Origin of the sequence: Arenibacter sp. F26102, assembly GCF_023015865.1 — a bacterium.
GTDB lineage: Bacteria > Bacteroidota > Bacteroidia > Flavobacteriales > Flavobacteriaceae > Arenibacter.
On the sequence record NZ_JALKBC010000004.1, the window covers coordinates 178,933 to 194,382 of the forward strand.

At 40.7% G+C, this 15,450-nt stretch carries 15 protein-coding genes; 9 read left to right on the plus strand and 6 right to left on the minus strand.

The window, feature by feature from the left end; genetic code table 11:
- Positions 1-60: 60 nt before the first annotated feature.
- Together MWU78_RS06990 and MWU78_RS06995 are read right to left on the minus strand one after the other, a co-directional pair.
- Positions 61-1,566: a Do family serine endopeptidase gene (locus MWU78_RS06990; RefSeq protein WP_246996352.1), complete on the minus strand. Its 1,506-nt coding sequence runs from the start codon at positions 1,564-1,566 to the stop codon at positions 61-63.
- Between the two features lie 143 nt (positions 1,567-1,709).
- Positions 1,710-2,123 (minus strand): hypothetical protein, encoded by a 414-nt coding sequence (locus MWU78_RS06995; protein WP_246996354.1) that lies wholly within the window; start codon positions 2,121-2,123, stop codon positions 1,710-1,712.
- Positions 2,124-2,390: 267 nt separating this feature from the next.
- On the opposite strand from MWU78_RS06995, the gene ftsH reads away from it, so the two are divergent.
- From ftsH to MWU78_RS07025, 6 genes are all read left to right on the plus strand, one after another.
- Positions 2,391-4,355, plus strand: a complete 1,965-nt coding sequence (gene ftsH, locus MWU78_RS07000; RefSeq protein ID WP_246996356.1) for an ATP-dependent zinc metalloprotease FtsH — start codon at positions 2,391-2,393, stop codon at positions 4,353-4,355.
- Positions 4,356-4,623: 268 nt separating this feature from the next.
- Positions 4,624-5,316 (plus strand): BON domain-containing protein, encoded by a 693-nt coding sequence (locus tag MWU78_RS07005; protein ID WP_246996358.1) that lies wholly within the window; start codon positions 4,624-4,626, stop codon positions 5,314-5,316.
- Between the two features lie 559 nt (positions 5,317-5,875).
- Positions 5,876-6,547 carry a BON domain-containing protein gene (locus MWU78_RS07010; protein WP_246996360.1) on the plus strand — a complete coding sequence of 224 codons (672 nt, stop codon included), beginning with the start codon at positions 5,876-5,878 and terminating at the stop codon, positions 6,545-6,547.
- 173 nt (positions 6,548-6,720) lie between these two features.
- A complete protein-coding gene (locus MWU78_RS07015) occupies positions 6,721-6,870 on the plus strand; it encodes a hypothetical protein (RefSeq protein ID WP_246996362.1) in 150 nt (49 codons plus the stop codon).
- 94 nt (positions 6,871-6,964) lie between these two features.
- Positions 6,965-8,140 carry a hypothetical protein gene (locus MWU78_RS07020; RefSeq protein WP_246996364.1) on the plus strand — a complete coding sequence of 392 codons (1,176 nt, stop codon included), beginning with the start codon at positions 6,965-6,967 and terminating at the stop codon, positions 8,138-8,140.
- 2 nt (positions 8,141-8,142) lie between these two features.
- Complete coding sequence (locus MWU78_RS07025) at positions 8,143-8,808, plus strand: dienelactone hydrolase family protein (RefSeq protein ID WP_246996653.1); 666 nt, start codon at positions 8,143-8,145, stop codon at positions 8,806-8,808.
- 25 nt (positions 8,809-8,833) lie between these two features.
- Here MWU78_RS07025 and MWU78_RS07030 read toward each other — a convergent pair whose 3' ends face one another.
- The 4 genes from MWU78_RS07030 to MWU78_RS07045 all read right to left on the minus strand — a co-directional run bounded on the left by MWU78_RS07030 (position 8,834) and on the right by MWU78_RS07045 (position 11,726).
- Positions 8,834-10,282, minus strand: coding sequence for an RtcB family protein (locus MWU78_RS07030; RefSeq protein WP_246996366.1), 1,449 nt, complete (start codon positions 10,280-10,282; stop codon positions 8,834-8,836).
- A gap of 3 nt (positions 10,283-10,285) precedes the next feature.
- Complete coding sequence (locus MWU78_RS07035; RefSeq protein WP_246996367.1) at positions 10,286-10,699, minus strand: archease; 414 nt, start codon at positions 10,697-10,699, stop codon at positions 10,286-10,288.
- Entirely contained in the window at positions 10,696-11,334 is a 639-nt protein-coding gene (locus MWU78_RS07040; RefSeq protein ID WP_246996369.1) for a class I SAM-dependent methyltransferase, read from the minus strand. Before MWU78_RS07040 ends, MWU78_RS07035 begins: the two co-directional genes overlap by 4 nt.
- 185 nt (positions 11,335-11,519) lie before the next feature.
- Positions 11,520-11,726, minus strand: a complete 207-nt coding sequence (locus MWU78_RS07045) for a dodecin family protein (protein WP_246996371.1) — start codon at positions 11,724-11,726, stop codon at positions 11,520-11,522.
- Positions 11,727-12,437: 711 nt separating this feature from the next.
- Here MWU78_RS07045 and MWU78_RS07050 point away from each other — a divergent pair.
- From MWU78_RS07050 to MWU78_RS07060, 3 genes are read left to right on the plus strand one after another with little or no spacing between them, the layout of a single operon-like run.
- On the plus strand, positions 12,438-13,127 hold the full coding sequence (locus tag MWU78_RS07050; RefSeq protein ID WP_246996373.1) for a flavin reductase: 690 nt from the start codon (positions 12,438-12,440) through the stop codon (positions 13,125-13,127).
- Positions 13,124-14,299, plus strand: coding sequence for a M20 family metallopeptidase (locus MWU78_RS07055; protein WP_246996375.1), 1,176 nt, complete (start codon positions 13,124-13,126; stop codon positions 14,297-14,299). The genes MWU78_RS07050 and MWU78_RS07055 overlap by 4 nt, the downstream gene beginning before the upstream one ends.
- Positions 14,296-15,315 carry a hypothetical protein gene (locus tag MWU78_RS07060; RefSeq protein WP_246996377.1) on the plus strand — a complete coding sequence of 340 codons (1,020 nt, stop codon included), beginning with the start codon at positions 14,296-14,298 and terminating at the stop codon, positions 15,313-15,315. Before MWU78_RS07055 ends, MWU78_RS07060 begins: the two co-directional genes overlap by 4 nt.
- Positions 15,316-15,450 lie beyond the last annotated feature (135 nt).

Sequence of the window (15,450 nt, forward strand, 5' to 3'; positions counted from 1 at the left end):
TATATAAGCAGTTTACATGAATAATTAATAACTATTCGTTAAAACACTTAGGTAGTGGCATCAAGAATTCAGTCCAAAGGCATAATATTGTTTTCCGGGTACATCTTCATAAAGGCCTTCCAACATAACGCCTCCTTTTTTGTTTTCCAGGGATGCAACAAATTCCTTTATATTGGTCACTTTTTTACCATCTACATGGGTAATAATGAAGCCAGAACGCATTTGGGTATATTGCCTTAAAAGACCGGGATATAAGTTAGTGATTCTGACGCCACCATCAATCTGCAACTTATTGGCCGTTTTTTTATCGAGGGTTTCAAAATCGGCACCCAGAAAATTAAGCATTTCTACATTTTCACTTTTGGTTATTTCCGTTGTACCTTTTACGTTTGCGAGGGTAACCTGAAATTCCTTCTCTTTCCCTTTTCGATCAACAACAATGGATAACTTATCTCCAGGTCTGTGACGGGCAATAATTTCCTGTAATTTGGGAGAAGTGATAACGTTTGTTCCATTAACCTTGACAATAACATCTCCCGGCTTTATGCCAGCCTTTTCTGCGGCACTATCCTCACCCACGTTTTCAACCCATACTCCTTTAATAAAATCAATATCTTTTTCCTTCGCCAGATTACCATTCATAGTAACTATGGTAACGCCCAACATGCCACGCTGAACGCTGCCATATTTCAAAAGGTCCGACACCACTTTTGTGACAATGTTGCTGGGTATTGCAAACCCATATCCGGTGTAACTTCCCGTACTGGTGGCTATTGCGGTATTGATGCCCACAATTTTCCCCTCTAAGTCTACTAGAGCTCCTCCACTATTCCCAGGGTTAATAGCCGCATCTGTCTGTATAAAACTCTCGATGGCAAATTTCTCCTGGTTGATATTGATGTTACGTCCTTTGGCACTTACAATACCTGCTGTTACGGTTGAATATAGACTATATGGGTTTCCTACAGCTAATACCCACTCCCCTATTTCCACATCATCCGAATCAACAAAGGACAAGGCTTTTAGGTTTTCGGCTTGTATCTGTAACAAGGCCAGATCCGTAGTTGGGTCGGCACCTATTACTACAGCTTTGAAGGTTTCGTTGTTATGTAAGGTAACCTCCAATTCCGTGGCATTATTAATTACATGGTTATTGGTTACGATATGGCCCTTAACATCAATAACTACGCCAGACCCAGAACCGTGTAGGGGTTGTTGGGGCAAATTGTCCGGAGATTGAAAACGGTCTCCAAAAAAATCCTTGAAAATATCCGGTAGATCGCGTGGCGCAATATTGGTACTGTTGTTGGAGCGGGTTTGGGTAGATCTAATATGGACCACCCCGTCCAGTACCTTCTTTGCGGTCTCAGTAAAATCTACGGGACCGCCTTTGAATGCCTTGATATTTTCTATGGCCGATTCTTTATTTTCCCTATTCTCAACGTAAAATTGTCCTTCTTCCTTTTCAACAATTGCCTCTAAGCTATTGCCTTCCTTACAAGAGGATAAAACGCTTAATAAAGTCGTAAATATTAGTATTACAATACTGAAATTAACCTTTTTCATAACTATTATTTTTTCTTTAACACTCTGATCTCATTTAACTGTTCATTTGAATTACATGTTGTAAGCAACAGTTTCTATATAAAGATTTTGACTGTAACACCCTGACACGAAGTAGGATGTTGGTGATTTTTCTTCACTTTTCTCTAGTTACTTCGGTCTGTACCCCTGCTGATTCCTGAACTATTTCGATTGCTCCTGCCCCTACTGGCATTATGTTCCTCGTGGTATCTACGGATATCATCCTTTCGATATCCTTTAATCCTCTCGTACTTGGTTCGTCTTAGGTCCAAATGGCTATATCTTGGCGGTAAAACCTTGCGCCGTACCCAAACATTCCCTTCCAAATAGATATAAGTGCGGGCCGATAGGTCATAGTAAAAACGATAGTTCGGAAAATATACGTAGCGAACCACCTCTAACCGGTTTGGGTAGAACCAAGGCGGGGGCGGTGGGTTTACCCCTGTGGTAAGGACCATTGGGCCACAGCTGGTTAAGGCCATAAAAATTAATAATATGGGAATTAGTAATCTTGATTTAAGCAGCATTCTAGTCTTCATTACAACAAGAACTTTGAAAACAAAATAAAGGCTTATATACAGGTCAAGAAATGACTTACATCATTCTGATAATAATTCTACCAATAAAATTGGATAGCCTATAAAGGCCAAGCTCTCAATATGTTGGAAAACCGTCATATATCAATAGTGAAGTTAATTGGGATCGGTTCCCTATGACCGAAATCATTTTGAGAGCGAATAACAAGATATATATTTGGAATAGGGTATTGGCTATGGGCTTAAATTTATTTAGAATTTTACTTGAAAATGGAGAAGCCGTTAAAAAAAGGATCGGATTCGGATCCGTCGGGAAATAATAATCCAAAATCCCCTCCGGGGGGTTATGGATATGGTTTGTTCTATATTATTATGTTGGGCTTACTGTTGTTATTTTCCCTTTTAACCAATCCAATGACCAGTAGCAGGGAGATAACCTGGTCGTTCCTCCAAGATTCCCTTTTGGTAAAGAAGCAGGTTAACAAAATAGTTGTCGTTAATAAGGAAGTCGCTGAAATATACCTTAAACCTGAACTTTCCGGGGAAGATACCCAACAGCCTATTTCCAATAAGCTATATAGGGCTGTTGAGACACCGCAATACTATATGAATATTGGTACGGTAGACATTTTTGAACAAAAATTACAAAATGCCCAACAGAATTTCCCTTCATCAGATAAAATTGAAATACGATATCAGACACGTACAAGTTGGGTCGGCATTCTTTCCTGGTTGCTGCCTTTTGGATTCATCATTTTGTTTTGGTTGTACATACTTAGAAGAACCGGCGGAGGTACTAGTGGAAGTGGTACCGGCAGTTCACTCTTTAATTTCGGCAAATCCAATGCCAGACTTATGGAAAAGGGAAGCACAAGTTCGGCGACATTTAAGGACATAGCGGGTCTTAAAGAGGCCAAGACCGAGATTATGGAGGTGGTAGATTTTTTAAAAAACCCTGAAACCTATACAAAATTGGGAGCAAAAATTCCCAAAGGAGTCATGCTTGTAGGGCCTCCAGGAACGGGAAAAACATTGATGGCCAAGGCGGTAGCCGGTGAAGCCGGGGTTCCCTTTTTCTCTATGTCGGGGTCGGAATTCGTGGAAATGTTCGTAGGGGTCGGTGCTTCAAGGGTCCGAGATCTGTTTAAGCGAGCCAAGGAAAAGGCCCCAAGTATTATTTTTATTGATGAAATAGATGCCGTGGGTCGTTCCAGGGGTAAACTAAATGCCTTTCAGGCCAACGATGAGCGCGAAAGTACCTTAAACCAATTGTTAACGGAACTGGATGGTTTCGGGCCCAATACCGGGGTAATTGTACTGGCCGCTACCAACCGCCCCGACGTACTTGACAAGGCATTGTTGCGCCCAGGAAGGTTTGATCGTCATATTTATTTGGAACTACCTACCAAGGTAGAACGCATAGAGATTTTTGGAGTACACTTACGCCCCTTGAAACTTTCAAAAAATGTTGATGTTGAGCTACTGGCCAAATTAAGTCCTGGATTTTCTGGTGCCGATATAGCCAATATTTGCAATGAAGCCGCATTGATCGCTGCCCGTAAAAAAAAGAAGACTGTGGAACAATCAGATTTTATGGAGGCCAGGGATCGGATCATTGGGGGGATGGAGCGGAAGAGCAAGATAATCTCTCCTCAGGAAAAGCAGATTGTTGCCCATCATGAAGCTGGCCATGCCGTGGTAAGCTGGTATTTAAAAAATGTGGATTCTTTGGTCAAGGTCTCTATAATACCTCGTGGAAAATCATTGGGTGCCGCATGGTACCTACCACAAGAACGACAAATTGTGACCAAAGGACAATTTCTGGACCAGATTTGTGCTTCCCTTGGAGGCCGTGCCGCCGAGGAAATTATTTTTAACGAAATCTCATCCGGTGCATTGGACGACTTGGAAAAAGTAACCAAGCAGGCCTATACCATGGTTGCCTATTACGGATTGGATGAAGAAATAGGCCCGATCAGCTTCTATGATTCCACGGGTCAAAATGAACGAATGTTCGGCAAGCCATACAGTGAAAATATGGCTCAAAAAATAGATGTTGAGGTACAGGATTTGGTAAATACCTCCTATGAAAGAACAAAAGCAATACTACGGGAACACAGAACCGAATTGGAAAAACTTGCACAGCTTTTATTGGAACAAGAGGTCGTAGAAAAAGAAGAGCTCGAAAACATTCTTGGCAAACGGGAAATGGAACCATTATTGGAAGATAAATAGGCACAGCGCCTTCAAATTTGCTGATATACTACAATGAATAATTGCAATCTTCTAGGAAGTTTGGTCATGAAACCCTTTTATTCCATCTAATGATACAGACCATAAAGAGCAGCTATGGACAGTAGTTCCAATGACCTTTCAGAAGTTACCCTCTATTAAAGATTTATGTTAAAATTGTACGGCGCTGACCTACATCATTTTCAAATGTAATGGTAGGGTATATATTGGCAGCATCAGTATTAATAATTTAACAAAAATATATAACATCATGAAAACAGATGCAAAGATTAAGGAAGATGTCTTGGAAGAATTGGCGTGGCAACCAGATATTGATGAGACCGATATAGGGGTTATAGTTCAAAATGGAGTGGTTACCCTAAGTGGAGTTGTTGACAGTTACTCAAAAAAAATGGCAGCTGAAAAGGCGGTAAAGGGAGTTTTTGGAGTAAAGGCACTTGCCGGGGATATTGAAGTGAAATTTGGTGATGATTATAAAAAAACGGATAAGGAAATTGCCAAGGCGGTTGTTAATGCCTTTGAATGGAATAATTCCATACCCGAAAAGGATATTGAGGTAAAGGTGGAGAATGGTTGGGTCTATCTTTCAGGGGAAGTTAAATGGGAGCACGAGAAAACAGCTGCAAAAAAGGCAATTCAGGATTTGATCGGGGTAGTCAAGGTTATTAACAGTATTGTTATCAAGCAGGATACAAAGCCTAAGGAGGTAAAAGATGTTAAGCCTTCTGAAGTAAGTGAACAAATAAAAAAAGCGTTCGAGCGTTCTGCTGAAATTGATGCCAAAAAAATCACTGTTTTAACAGACGGTCATACCGTTACACTTCAGGGCAAGGTGCATTCCATAAAGGAAAGAGAGGATGCAGAATCTGCCGCTTACAAGGCACCAGGAGTGTTTGAGGTGAAAAATGAACTCAAGGTTCAGTACTATACCGAGTATGCCTAAGGCTTAAATTTCAATTTCCGGTGGTTGCTGCCCAAACCTTACTGGAATTGAAACGGCCCTGGTCCAATTTGTTGGTCAGGGCTTTTTTTGTTCCATTATTTAAAGGTCAATCTTGCTTTTTTTGTGTGTGAGATTTTTTGACAGTCCAACCTTTATACTCCGCTCTGGTGAGGTCAGGAAGTAGAAATTCTTATTTCGTCTTTAATTGCATAGTTATTTAGGCCCGTAGGTTTAATTCTGGTCATAAGTTCCATTCACAGCAAATTATTGGGATGGATTAATATTAGGATGTCTCTGCCAAGATAAAATTTATGTCATATGGAATAAGGTGATGGATATAATTTTTTTTTAATACTGATATAGATCATTTGGAAAAAATAACTGGCAACCTAATTTTATGGAAGCTTATTGATTTACTTACTAAGTGAGATTTGAATATACGGACACTTGCATGTCCGGTCCGTTCAGGCGGGCGACTAAATATTATTAGAGGTAAGTGTCCCGTACCCTATAGGCTAACCCCTAGGTTGTTGTTTAATCAAAATAAAAATATAAGAAGATGAAAACAGATGCTCAAATTAAAGAGGATGTATTGGATGAACTGGCTTGGCAGCCGAATATAGATGAGACTGAGATAGGGGTCATTGTTAAAGATGGAGTTGTAACCTTGACCGGTTATGTTGATGAATACCCAAAAAAAATAGCGGCCGAGAAAGCAGTAAAAAAAGTGGCAGGAGTAAAAGCGGTAGCCATTGATATAGATGTCGCTTACGGCGAGGAATACAAAAAAAGCGACAAGGAAATTGCCAAGGCTGCCGCAAATGCCTTAGAATGGAATACCACCATACCCAAAGAAAAAATAATGGTAAAAGTAGATGATGGCTTTGTTTTTCTGACCGGGGAAGTTACCTGGGAATACCAGAAGAATGCCGCCAAGAAAACCGTAGAAAACCTTCTTGGAGTTAAGGGGGTATTCAATGATATTGAGATCGTACAGAAATTGGAACCCGAGAAGGTTACAGAAAAAATTCTCAAGGCCTTTGAGCGATCGGCAGACATAGACGCCGATCATGTTACTGTAACTGTCAACGGTTCTGAGGTTACACTTACGGGTACTGTAAGCTCTATCAAACAAAAAGAGGATGCCACCAATGCCGCGTTTCATGCGCCCGGAGTAACTAAGGTAAAAAACAAAATTAAGGTACAGTACAATCCTACCCATGCTTATTGAGCGTAATAACTTTTATAGTCAATGGCCTTAGTGACGGTGAATGTATTTAGGATTGTACTTATGGTTTTTTGGGGTAAAGTTCCATATTCCTTTTAATGGACATTTAACCCCTGCATGTCAATGTTCCTTTTTGTATTGCCCAGGTAGACATCCAAAGTAAATAAAAACCGACAATGAAAACCATGGAAATAAGTCATGCGGAGAAGATCATGTTCCCAGAAACGGGGATTACCAAAGGCGACCAAGTGCATTATTATTTGGAAATAACGGATTATATATTGCCTTATATTATTGTTCCAATCAATGTCGGAATAATTACATGACCGTATTTATAAAAAAAGACCGTGGACTGATCAGTATCATTTTATCTGTGTCAATACTCTTATACTTTTAAATGAATCAAATCATTGGACTGTTATGAAAAAGGTACTATTTCTAACCACAATTCTTTTTTCCATTTTAACCATGGGTCAATATACAGCCGATAAAAATATTGATGTACAAATGCCTAAAGAGGACGATTTATACCTTGCTGGTGAGACGGTTACGGTTGATGCCATTGTAAATGGCGATGTTGTGGCGGCAGGGGGCAAAATAATAATTCAGGATTCGATTCGTCAGGATTTGATCGTGGCCGGAGGTGAGATTGTAGTAAAGGGATATGTTGCAGATGACATTCGCGCCGCTGGCGGTAGGTTGACGATTGACGGTGAAGTGGGAGATGATGTTATTATTGCAGGTGGGGAAGTAGTTATTACGGAAAATGCAGTTATTCACGGGAATCTGGTCAATTTTTCCGGGAATATTGAGATGAAGGGTGAAGTTCTGGGCACACTTAAATCCCATTCTGGCAATTTTGTTCTCAAAGGCAGGGTTGGTCAGGAAGCAAATATATTTGGAGAGGACATTCTGATAGACGGTGAGATTTTGGGCATTTCCAAAATAGCTGCTGAATCTGTTAACATAGGCAGCAACGCAAAATTCTTCAACAATGTGGAGTATTGGAGTCGTGACGGTATAGTAGAATTTAATAATTCCCTTATACAGGCCAAAGCCGTCTATAATGATGAATTGATGGAGGGGCTAGATAATTTTTCATGGAAGGGAACAGGCTTTTTGGTCGCTATTTTCTTCATCATTTATGTCCTCTCAGCTTTTGTTATACTACTATTGCTGAACTGGGCCTTTGGCAAGTTGTTCTTAAAAGCTTCACAACATTTTCGCAAAGACCTGTTGAAAGGTACGGGGTATGGACTTATTTATCTTTTTGGGATGCCACTAATCATTTTATTTACCTTTTTGCTAATTATCGGTATTCCCATAAGTTTGTTTTTGTTATCGGTTTATGGGTTCAGTATTCTATTCGGACATTTGGTGGCATCACTGTTAATAACCCATTACCTAGATAAAAATAGGCAATGGAAATTCTGGCAGATCGTTTTTATTTCCTTGGGTATAGGCATTCTCCTGCGCCTAATAACTCTGATACCTTTCCTGGGAACTTTGGTCTCCATCTTGGTCATTGCACTAAGTTATGGAGTACTACTATTGGTATTTATACAACAAAGAAAAAATAAACTTAAAGCAGTTTAGTGATGTATGTAAAAGAAATTGAAAAAGCGATGGACATCCCACTAAAAAATATGATTTTAAAAGGGAATTTATTTATACCGGCTAATGCACAGGGTTTGGTATTGTTCTCGCACGGAAGTGGCAGTAGCCGTTTTAGCCCAAGAAACAGGTATGTTGCGAAAATGCTTCAGGATGAAGGTCTGGGCACCCTATTGTTCGACCTCCTGACGGTACAGGAAGATCAGGTTTATGAAACGCGCTTTAACATAGATCTCCTGACTCAAAGATTGGTTGATGTAACCCAATGGGTAAAGAAACAACAGCACACCAAAGATATGGTACTGGGCTATTTTGGGGCAAGTACGGGTGCCGCCTCAGCCCTAAGGGCGGCCGCATATTTTGGGGATGAAATTAAAGCGCTGGTTTCAAGGGGAGGAAGACCGGATTTGGCTTTTTCAGCCTTGGATCAGGTATCAACCCCTACCCTCTTGATCGTGGGAGGATGGGATCAGGAGGTCTTGGAACTGAACCAAAAAGCCTATGAAAAATTACAGTGTAAAAAGAAATTGGAAATTATTCCCCAAGCCTCCCATCTTTTTGGGGAAAAGGGTAAGCTGGAAGAAGTTGCTCTCTCATCTGCAAACTGGTTCCTTAGGTGGTTGGTCAATAAAAAGGAAAAAAACACATAGGAATAGGTCCGTATCTTAATAGGAACTATCCCTTTACAACTGCCATCGGCCTTAATTTTGCCACTTTTTTGGCAATTCCGGAATTTTGAATGGTCTCCACCACTTCATCAACATCCTTATAGGCAACAGGAGCCTCTTCTGCTATACCTTTGAAGGAACCCGCCTGTACGTATATGCCCATTTCCCTAAGTTCTTCTTTGAGTACCGGAGCATTCACCTGTTTTTTTGCGGCAGTTCTGGACAATTTTCTTCCAGCTCCATGACAACAAGATCCAAAGGAAATTTCTTCGCTTCTATTGGTTCCTGCCAATATATAGGAGCAGGTACCCATGCTACCGGGGATTATAACAGGTTGCCCTACGGATATATACTCTTTGGGCAAGTCTTCAAACCCTGGTCCAAAGGCGCGGGTGGCCCCCTTTCGGTGAACCAAAACCTTCAATTTTTCCCCATCGACCTGATGTGTTTCAATTTTAGCAATATTGTGGGCCACGTCATACATTAGTTTTAAAGGGGCTATATCAGTACCAAAAACATTTTTCCATGCGTTTCTCACCTCCCATGAGATAATCTCCCTATTGCACCAGGCAAAATTGGCTGCTGAACACATGGCTTTATAATAGTTCTCCCCTTCTTGGGAATTGAATGGCACACAGGCCAGCTCCCTGTCGGGCACCTTGATTCCGTAATTGGGCATTGCAGCCATTATTTTGCGAATATAATCCGTGGCTACTTGGTGCCCCAGCCCTCTGGAACCGGTATGGATCAATACCACAACCTGTCCTTTTGAGAGTCCATAAGCCTCGGCTGCTATGGGGTCGTAAATTTCTTCTACATAGTCTACCTCTACAAAGTGGTTTCCGGAACCAATGGCTCCCAATTGATCGGAGCCTCTTTTTTTTGCCATTTCCGAAACAAATGCTGGATCTGCATTTTCCAACCTTCCATTACTTTCCATATAAGCTAAATCCTGATTGTCAGCATATCCATGGTCCACTGCCCATTCCGCGCCCTTTGTCAACACTTCATCAATTTCTTTGGGAGTAAGGATTATTTGTCCGCCTTTACCCATTCCGGAAGGGATTTGTGCATACATTTCCTTGGATAATTCTTCCAATTTACTTTTTATGTCTTCTGCATTTTGTTGCGAAGTAAGAAGGCGTACCCCACAATTTATGTCATATCCAATGCCTCCTGGTGAAATGGCCCCATGGGGATATAATGTAGCTGCCACTCCTCCAATGGGAAAGCCATAACCCTCGTGTACATCTGGCATTACAAGTGAGGCACCTATTATACCTGGCAAGGAAGCCACATTGACCAATTGTACAAGTGATCTATCTTCCATAATGGCATCGAGCAGGGTCTCAGAGGCAATAACCCTTGCGGGCACGAGCATTTGAGGCCTAAAGGTTTGAGGTATTTCCCAAAGAAAATCCTCCTTCTTAATAATATCATGTTTTTTTATTTTCATCTTTTAAATATCAAAAATTATGAAGGTTTCCCAAGTATTACCTCCGCTGTTAACTACTTCGGCCTCGTGATAGGTAACTGCTTTTATTTCTTCATCAAAACCTATTGTTGTTTTTCCATAAATATCAGCTTTGATATCCGTGGCCGTAAGTTTTAAAAATATCACTTTGCAAAAAATCGACTTTTCCGAGTAGGAATGGGATAGCACTTCGGATAAGAAATCAATTAAAAGGCAGGTCTGATCTGTGGCCTGGATTTCAATGTTGGATTTTATATCAAAAGAATCCTCCGGTTCACATATGTCCTCTTTTAATATGTTGGCCATACCCAATACCCCAGCAACGAAAAGTTCCTTAAAACAGCAACCCTCCACTTTCATCCGAATATCGGCAGTATGGGGAAAATATTGGAACTTCACTTTTTTGTTGCCTTAACCACCACAAACGATCCTTCGCCAAAACCAGGTTTGGGCATCTGTACCTTATCTATGGCATCCAAATCACCGAATAGGGTCTGGTTGAATTCTATATTTTTAAAGCCTATCTGGGTTAGCAGTTTTGTAATATGAGCAACGGAATAAAATTGTGCATCCTTATAAAAATGGCTTCGGTGCCTTTTTTGTTCGTATTCCTTGGCTACGGATCGATCTTTATCCAAAAAGCCAATTATTATGGCACCATTGGGTTTTAGTACCCTGTGCGCCTGGCGAAAGGCTCTTTTTACATCTTTTAAGAAACATATGGTAACAAGCAAAACAAAATTGAAAGTCATATCACCATAGGGTAATCGTTCCGCCGTGCCGTCCATAATCTCGATCCCTCTTTTTATGGCCAATTTGGCCATTTCCTTGGAAGGTTCAATACCTTCCTTAATGCCCAGTGGTTCTGCAAACCTTCCCGTGCCAACACCTATTTCTATCCCGTGAAGATTTTGAGGTAATTTTTGAAATTGTTCCTTCAATGCCAAAATTTCGGACTCATATACTTCAGGATGGTCTTTGTACCATTGCTCATATTCCGATACGTAGGTATCAAATGTTTCTATTGTTCCCATATGATTACTTTTTTAATAAAGTTGGATAAAAAGAATATTGTACACAATGACCTAAATCAATTGTCATTAGATTTGAATTTTCGGAAGGAAACAAAAATTCAATACAGAAAGTCGTAATTGGCCAAGGCAGCGCACAAGAACACCATCTTTTACATGCCGCCATTGCCGACCACAACATAAGCCGATTAATTATCCATTATACCGAAACTAACTTTGGTGTTTACACGGTATTCCGAAATTAGATTGTCCTTGACGGACACTTGCATGTCCTGGATATAAACAGACTTAATATTTTTTACTGTTTTCGACGCTTCTTTGATTACATTTTGTACGGCATCCTCAAAACTAATAGGCGAATTGCCCATGATCTCTATAACTTTTAAGACGGACATAATCTTTGTTTTTAATGATTTGTGGATGGATTTTGAACTCCGATTTGTTTTAATGGAAATTTCCTTTGTCATCTACCCTTACCCTTAAGGTCTCGTCACCGTTCTCCAATTTAATTTTGTATTTCTTGTTTACCCCACTGTCTTCGTGATAGTTTACCAAATAAATAGACCTATTATAATTTTTTTCCTGATTTTAATTTAGTTGTTACTATCTCTTTTTGGATAAACTGTTCCAAAATTTTAAAGGCTAAAGGTATGGTCCGTATACTACCATCACAATGACCTGGATCAGTCCAATAAGGTATTGCCATGGTTTTGCAGATATTGCAGAAATTGGTAATTGCATTTATTGAAGGTGTGTTTAACCAATTCTCCGGTTGGTGTTTATGGACAAATGGGCGTTGCTGTCCACTTATTCATTTAGTAACAGATTTGCCATTCTGCTGTTGTCAATATAGACCCAAGTGGTAGATGCCAACGCAATGGCCGGATTATTGAAGCAACATGGGCTGATGTGAAAAATTGCATTGATTTTAGGGTGATGGGCATAGCGGTATTTTTTAGAAGAATTCCCCAATTATATTTATATTCTACCTTTTAATTCTTGTTTTTGTGGCCTATTACTCCATTAAATTGGAATATCCAACATTCAAGGCCTGGGATGGTTAAGGTGTTTGGTAAATCAGGAAGGTTAAAATATGGACATTGGCCATGTCTCGTCGTTATGAGGAATATCAGTTTAATTTTCTTCGGTCCTTTGTAAATTTGGTTAGAACATTTCGTTTTACCATGGAAAAGCAGTTACAGGATAATTATATGCGTATTCCTACCAATAGGCCCATTTGGGATTATTTTTTCACAGTGGCTCCCTTAATTATAGTAGGTACTAAGGAAGGTAATGGCTATGATATGGCCCCCAAACATATGGCCACACCCTTGGGACCATCCAATTATTTCGGTTTTTTGTGTACCCCAAATCATTCCACCTATCACAATGTAAAGAAAACTAAGGAATTTTCTATAAGCTTTCCTATCCCAAATCAAGTAATCCTAGCATCTTTAGGTGCTAGCCCGCGAAATCCGGACATGGACAAATCGGAACAAATAGTAGCATCATTACCAACTATTAATGCTACTACCATAGATGCCCTACTTATTGAAGATTCCTATTTATATATGGAATGCCAATTGTTCAAAATAATTGATGGGTTCGATGACCACAGTTTTATAACAGGGAAGATCAAAACGGTTTTTGTACATAAGGATTATATAAGGGTTTCCGAAATGGATGAACAACAACAAATAAATGAATTCCCCTTATTGGCGTATATACCGCCCGGAAGGTTCGCCTCCATATCCCAAACCTATAATTTTCCATTTCCCAAAGGATTTAAGAAATGAAAGAGCAAAAGGAAATAGTGGTCCGTATACGCGAATACTTAGAATCCCATCAGGAAAAATTAATCAATTTTCTTACGGATTTGGTTGCTTTGGAATCCCCCACCAGTGAGATAGAAAAGCAACATAAGATTTTGAATTTTTTACAGGTTCAATTTGAAGCTATTGGTTACCATATAATCAAAGTTCCGGGTAAAAATACGGGCGGATACCTCTATGCCCGGCCTTTGGATAGGGACAGAAGTCTACCTCTACAGTTAATAATAGGACATTGCGATACGGTTTGGCCAACCGATACTATAAAGCATATGCCCATAACCCACGATGATGGAATGATCAAAGGGCCTGGTATCTATGACATGAAGGCAGGTCTTACACAATTGTATTTTGCCTTGCTTACCCTTAAGGCCATAAAGGCACCCTTAAAGGTTACACCAATTGTATTGATCAATTCTGACGAGGAAATTGGGAGTAGGGAATCTACCAATTGTATTAAGAGATTGGCGAAAATTTCCAATCGGGCCTATGTGCTTGAACCACCCTTAGGGCTAGATGGCAAACTAAAAACGGCGAGAAAGGGATTGGGTCGTTTTACCTTGACTGTTACCGGAAAAGCGGCACATGCGGGCTTGGATCCGGAAAAAGGCATCAATGCCATTGTAGAGCTGTCCCATCAAGTACAGCAATTATACGCAATGAATGATTTTGAAAAAGGGATTACCGTAAATGTGGGCATGATCGAAGGAGGTATTTCGCCTAACGTTGTAGCTCCGGAAAGTAAAGCAGTGGTAGATGTGCGCGTTTTGAACGATGGCGATGGAATACTGATTACCAGTAAAATAAAGGGTTTAAAACCATTCTTGCCCAATGTGCAATTGACCGTTGAAGGTGGCATAGGTAGGCCTCCCATGGAAAGGACAGAGCGCAATCAGGAATTGTGGAAAATAGCGGAGCAACATGGACGACGGCTGGGCATTAATTTAGAGCAAGCCATTTCAGGAGGAGGATCTGATGCCAATACTACGAGTATTTATACGGCCACCTTGGATGGCCTGGGTACTCCGGGAGATGGGGCGCATGCCCCACATGAGTATATATTTGAGAACAAGCTAATTGAACGCACATCTTTATTGACGCTATTGCTTTTGACTGAACCATTATATAAAAAAACATGAAAAATCAATACATCCATACTTCCCTGACCCGGATCAGCGATTTGGCGGAAAAAGATTTTAATGTAATACAATTGCCTAGGGACCAATGGGAAACTGGGGATTATGTGGTCTGCAAAATTTTGGACCCAGGAAGTAGTACCCTGCTACTAGAGCTTCCCAATGGGAGGATGCGTGGCATTATAGGGGGCGAGGCAATAATAGGCGCTTTGGGCGAACGCTATGCAACCCTGGAGGCTACAGGAACTTGGCGCAAGGTTGGGGAAGACCTAAAAATGTCTGTACTTACAGGTGCCGGACTCCTTGGGAAATTGACATCCAAATCTGCATTTATGCCCAATATGATGGAACTCCTTTATATTGGTCACGCGAAGCGGAACGGAAAGAAGCTTAATATGCAGGACTTTGTGAAGCCCTTCAAGAATATTCCCTTTACCACCCCGGTCATTCTTTTTGTTGGTACCTCCATGTCTGCTGGCAAAACTACTTCTGCCCGGATTGTAACCAATCTATTTAAATCGGCGGGCTACACAGTTGTTGGTGCCAAACTGACTGGAGCGGGGAGATATAAGGATATATTGGCCATTAAGGATGCGGGAGCAGATGCGGTGATCGACTTTGTGGACGTTGGGCTCCCCTCCTCCATCTATCCTAGGGAAGCCTTTAGGGATAAATTGCAACAGCTCCTAAGTGAAATTGAACATCAAAAGGCAGATGTGGCCGTAATTGAGATAGGCGCTTCCCCTTTGGAACCCTATAACGGCGACCTTGCCATCAATGCTTTAAGGAAACAGATTAAATGTATAATTTTGGCGGCTTCCGATCCCTATGCCGTTCATGGCCTTATGAAGGCTTTTGATCTGATACCGGATATAGTAACGGGTGTTGCTTCCAATACGCTTGCCGGTAAGGATTTGGTGGAAAAACTTTGTAGGGTAAAGGCATTGAATATTATAGATGCTTCAACTACGGATGAATTGAAGCGTATTCTTTCCGAGAAAACTGGCTTTACTCTTTAATTCAATTATTGGGTAAGAGGTGTTTTGGACTGAAGCAGTATAACCATGGTTTGAAAAAGATTTGCGCATACCCAAAAGCTACTTGACACTGCGATTCTTCGGTATTCACATTTAGTATTGCGTACAGGGAATCGC